Origin of the sequence: Salinivibrio sp. MA427 (assembly GCF_001996115.1) — a bacterium.
Classification (GTDB): domain Bacteria; phylum Pseudomonadota; class Gammaproteobacteria; order Enterobacterales; family Vibrionaceae; genus Salinivibrio; species Salinivibrio costicola.
Map to the genome: position 1 here is coordinate 1 of NZ_MUFH01000153.1, position 6046 is coordinate 6046.

Annotated in this window: 7 protein-coding genes and 1 pseudogene; all 8 read left to right on the forward strand. The window is 41.7% G+C overall.

The window, feature by feature from the left end; translation table 11 throughout:
• Positions 1-48: 48 nt before the first annotated feature.
• A complete protein-coding gene (locus tag BZG79_RS10305) occupies positions 49-1725 on the forward strand; it encodes a GspE/PulE family protein (RefSeq protein ID WP_077774331.1) in 1677 nt (558 codons plus the stop codon).
• Positions 1722-2909, forward strand: coding sequence for a type II secretion system F family protein (locus tag BZG79_RS10310; protein WP_077774332.1), 1188 nt, complete (start codon positions 1722-1724; stop codon positions 2907-2909). The genes BZG79_RS10305 and BZG79_RS10310 overlap by 4 nt, the downstream gene beginning before the upstream one ends.
• Positions 2903-3325, forward strand: coding sequence for a type II secretion system major pseudopilin GspG (gspG, locus tag BZG79_RS10315; protein WP_077774333.1), 423 nt, complete (start codon positions 2903-2905; stop codon positions 3323-3325). Before BZG79_RS10310 ends, gspG begins: the two co-directional genes overlap by 7 nt.
• Complete coding sequence (locus BZG79_RS10320; RefSeq protein ID WP_077774334.1) at positions 3322-3708, forward strand: type II secretion system protein; 387 nt, start codon at positions 3322-3324, stop codon at positions 3706-3708. Before gspG ends, BZG79_RS10320 begins: the two co-directional genes overlap by 4 nt.
• Positions 3680-4078 carry a type II secretion system protein gene (locus BZG79_RS10325; RefSeq protein WP_077774335.1) on the forward strand — a complete coding sequence of 133 codons (399 nt, stop codon included), beginning with the start codon at positions 3680-3682 and terminating at the stop codon, positions 4076-4078. Before BZG79_RS10320 ends, BZG79_RS10325 begins: the two co-directional genes overlap by 29 nt.
• On the forward strand, positions 4071-4757 hold the full coding sequence (locus tag BZG79_RS10330; RefSeq protein ID WP_158011551.1) for a type II secretion system protein: 687 nt from the start codon (positions 4071-4073) through the stop codon (positions 4755-4757). The genes BZG79_RS10325 and BZG79_RS10330 overlap by 8 nt, the downstream gene beginning before the upstream one ends.
• Positions 4754-5629: a hypothetical protein gene (locus BZG79_RS10335; protein WP_077679441.1), complete on the forward strand. Its 876-nt coding sequence runs from the start codon at positions 4754-4756 to the stop codon at positions 5627-5629. The genes BZG79_RS10330 and BZG79_RS10335 overlap by 4 nt, the downstream gene beginning before the upstream one ends.
• Positions 5629-6046, forward strand: a pseudogene (locus tag BZG79_RS10340) (hypothetical protein); the annotation flags it as partial. The gene BZG79_RS10335 and the pseudogene BZG79_RS10340, both read left to right, overlap by 1 nt.

Genomic DNA, 6046 nt, shown 5'->3' on the forward strand with positions numbered 1-6046 from the left:
ATTTCAACGAATAAAAACAAGCTTTGCTGATGTTTTGTAGGAATAATAATGACTAAATTAATAGGCGAGATATTATTAGAAAAACAAGTCTTAAATCACTCCGATGTTGAGGAAGTGATTAAAATACAAGATGGCTACGGTCACATAAATCGCCCCTATTTTGGCGAAATTTGTGTTTCTAACGGTATTTGTGCGGAAAGCGATGTGTTAGAAGCATTAAGTGAACAGCTGAATCTTTATCTGTATGAGACATTTCAAGAGACGCTTCTAAAAGGGTCGCAGCCCACGCCAGAAATCGCTTTACGATACTTCCCAGAAGATTGGTGGAAAAAAAATAGTGCGTTCCCCTTACTCATCGATAGTGAATGCAAAAAAATATACATGGCGTTAACTGACGTATGGAATGAGTATATCTATCAGTTATTTGAGCAAAAATATGGCCTTGAAGTGATACCTATTCTCACATCGAATTATCAGTATAGACAATTGGTTTCGATGTTTGAAGAAAGTGACTCAGAGCTATCAGGCTCAATTATTGAAGGAGACAGTAGCGCTGCGCCAGTCGTTAAGCTCGTCAATGAATGTATTCAACGCGCTATTATTGATCAAGCATCGGATATCCACTTAGAGATAAACAAAGGGAAATTCTTTATCCGATATCGAATTGATGGTGTTTTACATACTGTCGATCAGCCTGATCTTTCTTTGCACTCGGCGATTATTTCACGAGTAAAATTGATGGCGGGCCTTGATATCTCGGAAAAACGCTTGCCTCAAGATGGGCGGATAAAAGCGAGGTTATCAGGGAACCAGGTAGATATTCGAGTTGCGACGACACCAACTGTATTCGGCGAAAATGCTGTTTTACGTCTGCTTGTCAATGATAATACGGCCAAAAAGACAGGCTCTCAGAAGACACTAGACATGTTTCCCGATCAGCTAGCGCTTATCAATAAAATTACAACCAACAAAAACGGTATTTTTCTCGTAACAGGTCCTACAGGTAGTGGTAAAACGACATCATTATACACATTGCTCGGTGGTCTAAATGACGAGCAAACCAAAATTATTACCGTTGAAGATCCGGTCGAATATCAAATGGCTGGACTTACTCAAATTCAGGTTAACAGTGATATAGGTTTAGATTTTGCAACCGTTCTGCGTTCAGCGTTAAGACAAGATCCCGATATCATGTTGATCGGTGAAATGCGTGACAAAGAAACGGCTCAGATCGCGATACAATCTGCGTTAACTGGACATTTTGTTCTCTCCACACTACATACAAACGACGCCCCAAGTAGTTTTATCCGACTGAAGGATATTGGCATACCTGACTATTTGATTAAGTCGACAATCGTCGGCGTTATGGCTCAGCGATTGTTAAGGCGCGTATGTCCACATTGTAGTAAGGAAGATCACACGGCAGAAAAAGTAGCCAGTGAGATTGGTTGGCCGCAAATAGAAAAGAAATGGCCAAGCATTGTGACGAATCCTACATGGTTGTCTGCAAAAGGGTGTGAAGAATGTAATTGGACGGGATATAAAGGGCGTATACCCGTCTTTGAGTTAATGGATTGGTCTAACGATTATGATGTTCCTATAGAAACATCGGCAATTATTTCGGTGGCAAGAAAACAGAATATGCGGACATTGAAGCAAGATGCCGTACTTAGAGCGGCAAATGGAGATACGACGCTCGAAGAAGTCATGAGAGTGATAGGATGAAGGACTATAAATATATTGCACGTCGGTCGGATGGTTCGCAATCTGATGGTTGGATAAGAGCGAGTTCCGACAAGCATGCCAAAGCGATTCTAGAGGAACGTAACCTTCACGTTGTCCTCGTTGTGCCTGAAAAAACGCAGCGGAAAAACGGACCAAAAATTAAACGTGAATCGATAATGACATGTTTACGAGAGCTCGCAACATTAAGAGAAAGCGGTATGGCGCTCGATGTGTGTGTGTACTCGTTAATTGAAACAACCGACGAAAAACCGTTAAAGAATGCCTTGGTAAAAATTCATCAAGACATATCAAGTGGATTAAGTCTTTCCAGCGCCATTGAGTCTCAGCCAAAAGTATTCCCATTCTATGTGGGTTCTATGTTAAAGCTGGGAGAATCTAACGGTGATCTCTCCTCGTCAATACAAAGTGTTGCCGAGCGAATGGAAAAAGAGGAAGCGATCGCGACAGAAATCCGGTCAGCGTTAACTTATCCTTCTTTTCTCGTGATCATATGTGTGCTTGTGGTTTTATTTTTGTTTTCATACGTTATTCCCAACTTTGAAAGCATGATCAGCGAAGCAAATAAAGAGTCGGCTCTGGCTGGGTTGGTCAGTACTGCACAGTTTATAAACGACAATATCGCTGTGATTGTCGGACTGTTGATAGCGTTAGTGGTCTATGTTAAATACCTGTCTGACTCAGGTAAGCTTCACGATATCGGTTTGGCTGTACTTAAAAAACTCCCTTATGTTAAAGAACTTGTTCAAGCTTGGCAGGTTGTACAGTTTTCATCCAGCATGCAAAAGCTATCAGAGTCAGGTGTTGACTTAGTAGAGGCACTGACCATCACCAATAATAATGTTTCTGATGTGACCTTAAACAAAAAGCTCAACCTTGTTATCGGTYGAGTAAAAGAAGGACAAAGCCTAGGTAGCTCACTCAGCGAATATAGTGTTTTTCCAGCGATCGTGACGCGTCTGATTGCTTCAGGAGAGCAAGGTGCCGCGTTAGTCTCTTGTTTTAGAGAGATAACTAAATTATATGAAAGACGTCTTTCGGTTGGGATAAAGCGAGCATTGTCCGTGCTTGAACCCGCGATCATTGTTATTATGGGCGGCATTGTCGGGTCAATCATGATCGTACTGATATCAGGAATTATCTCAATCAATGAAATTGGATGGTAAAGATGCGTCAAAATAAAAACTCAGGTTTCACGCTTATCGAGCTCCTTGTCGTACTGGTACTCATATCACTACTCGCAGGCTTGGTCGGTCCTAAGCTATTCAATCAATTAGGTTCGTCAAAAACAAAAGTGGCTAACGCACAAGTTGAGCTTCTTTCTTCAKCGATCAAAACCTATCGTCTAGACACTGGAGAACTGCCAACAACAGAGCAAGGCCTCAATGCTTTGATGATCGAACCTGATAACGTTGTGGGTTGGAACGGCCCTTATCTTTCTAAATCTATTCCTCAAGATCCCTGGAATCGTGATTATCGTTACGAACTCATGCCAAATTATGAATTCAAGCTTTATTCCTACGGTCGCGATGGTGAAAAAGGCGGTGAAGGAGAAGATGCAGACATAGGAACACAAGAATGAGATCAAAGGGTTTTACATTAATTGAACTGTTAATCGTAATATCCTTGCTTGCCTTAACATCAAGTATTGTTGTCCCCAAACTTTGGGGACAATATACATCATTCAATACGCAACATTCTATCCAAACATTCTGGGGTAATACATTAAAGCAAGTAAGAAAGGAAAATAGCAAAACGAAAAGCTTTTTTGTGGAAGAAAATCTTTCGTGGCTGAAAGCGCAAGCAGAAGAACAAGATCTTCGTATTAAATCGCATACGCCAATTGTGTTTAGGGCTGATGGTTTCGTGAGCTCAGGGCACATTGATTTATTAACTGACTCAAACGATGTTTGGCGGCTGGAAGTAAAGATGCCATATGGTGAAGTTGAAATTAAAAAGATCTGATCATGGGTTTACACTGATTGAAGTGCTTGTTGCTATCACCATAATAGTCGCTGCCTTCTCAGTAATATTTCCAGTGATGAATCAGTCCAGAATACAAACCAGCCGAGTTAATGATGTGCTTAATAACTCAGTGGTTCAGGAGTCTATATTAAATAAGATTAGTGTTGTTAATGTTTTTGAAAAGCAGTCAGGCGCGAACAATCTCGGCAACAATATAAGCTATACGTGGGAGGCAATTCCCGAAAGTAGCGTGTTAGATGTACGGGGAGACACGGGCCAAAAGGTTCAATTGTTTACCGTTAATGTTAACTATGAATATAAGAACGTCGAGCATAAATTTTCATTCGAGCAGTTGGGCTGGCATGACTAAAAATAATAGCGAACATGGATTTACTCTCGTTGAAATGCTAGTAGTCCTGGCAATCTTTTCAACCGTGGTATCGTTGGTAATGTTCGGTTTTGAACAGGGTCGTTCTCAGTGGCAAAGAGCACTCAATGAAAATAATAATATCATAAGGTATCACAAACAATTCTCATGGCTCTCTTCCGCGTTTAATCAATCTGTCGCATCAAATTTCAGCGTTGGTTTTTCAGATTCAGCACCTTACTTTAAGGGCGATTCAAAAAAAGTATCCTTTTTAAGTGAAAGTCCTATTCTGGGTGGACCAGGCACCTATGCCTGGGTTGAAATAAACCAAAAACTGAATGATGGGGGAGGATTAATGCTTGTATATCAAGAAACACCGAACAGTGACCCCTATTATGGCCTTTATGAAACAAACCAAACGGAAGCACTGACTTTGTTTACCGATGTAGAAGAATATCACTGGCGGTATTATGTTGATGAGTTGGCTTATAATGCAAATGGTGGTCGAGTGCGAGTCGGACGTCACTGGGTGGAGAGTATAGACAGTTATAATGAGGCCCAAATGCCTGTCATGGCAAAGTTGACGGTAAAGCTAAAAAACGGTCAAGAATATGTATGGCCATTTAAAGTCACCCAGTACACCCGAAGCGCTGATATTGGTGCGCGGATAGAAGTCAAATGAGAAAACAAGCAGGTGTCGTTCTACCTTTAACCCTCGTCATTATTTCGATATTGCTCACTATCGGCAGTATTATGTTGGTAAAAGCGAATGGGGAAGTCGAAACGGCCGTAGCAGCAAAAGAGCGCGTTGAAGCGTTACGAGAAATACACTCGGCAGAGCAACGTTTATTTTTCGGCATGTTGGTTGGCGAACGTTTGCCGATGGGATATCAAGTTGGCGATCTTTTTGTTAGAACCGATGGCGAACCGATAAAGTTAAAGAATGGCGTTAATGTTTCACTGCAGGATGTAAAAGGGTTAGTGAGTCTACGCTATGTCGATAAGAATGAATTGAGCAATGTCTTTAAGCTGTACGTCAGTGCGAAAGAAGCCAGAACATTGACCGATCGCGTAGTGAAATGGCAAACGCAACAAAATGGAGGCTATGGTCGTGAAGATCTATTTCGCAGTATGGATGAATTGCTCCTCATCGAAGGGATTAGCCCAGAGATATACAATGGCGATGATAATAAACCAGGCCTAAAAGACTTGGTTGTATTAAACCATGCGATCGATAAAAACTACGCATTAGTGCCCAATTACATGCTTAAGCATATTTATGATCTCTCCGATGTCGAGCTATCAAAAATTGAGCGACTAAAAAGTAAGCAGCGCTGGCATGAGTTGGAGTCTTATCTCTATGAAATTGGCTTAGGGAGTGAGCTATCACCCAGTACTCGACTACGGGTTTATTATGAATATAATGGCTTCCAAGCGTCAGCAGAATACCGGATAAGGCCTGGTACCAGTATGCCGCCACCTGTTAGAATGTGGCGTTTCCCGGATTATGGGCGGCACTTCCAATACAACACGCAGAATATCGGAGACGAGTAGTGTTATCGACGTTGCAAAAGCATTATGTGGTCTGGCCTAGTGAGGAGGATACCACTCGCCACTATCGCAAGTTTGATCGTGTTGTTGGTTTAGTGCCACAAAGCATATGCTTATATAAAACATACACGTATCAAGCGGCGGTTGTCACCCGTGAAGAGGTGGAGCTCTGTGTTAAGTCAGAGCTAGAGTCTGAACTTTTATGGGATGATTATCAATATTTTAGCATTATACAATCGGTAGGCGATGAATGGGTTGCCAGTGTTTGGGTATGGTCAGCAGCCGATGTCGCCTTTTCAAACACAGTGACACATATCATACCTGCATTAGCTTACGAATTTGGCTTAGTCGAAGAAAACCGTTGTGTGGTTATTCATCAAGAAGGCGATGAGCGTTGGGTTGCTTTTATCGATAGTGGTA

What these genes read in the sequence shown, in the direction of transcription:
- BZG79_RS10325 (WP_077774335.1), top strand. Translation starts at nt 3,680, where the DNA reads ATGGTGAAGTTGAAATTAAAAAGATCTGATCATGGGTTTACACTGATT.
- BZG79_RS10330 (WP_158011551.1), top strand. Translation starts at nt 4,071, where the DNA reads ATGACTAAAAATAATAGCGAACATGGATTTACTCTCGTTGAAATGCTA.
- BZG79_RS10305 (WP_077774331.1), top strand. Translation starts at nt 49, where the DNA reads ATGACTAAATTAATAGGCGAGATATTATTAGAAAAACAAGTCTTAAAT.
- BZG79_RS10335 (WP_077679441.1), top strand. Translation starts at nt 4,754, where the DNA reads ATGAGAAAACAAGCAGGTGTCGTTCTACCTTTAACCCTCGTCATTATT.
- BZG79_RS10320 (WP_077774334.1), top strand. Translation starts at nt 3,322, where the DNA reads ATGAGATCAAAGGGTTTTACATTAATTGAACTGTTAATCGTAATATCC.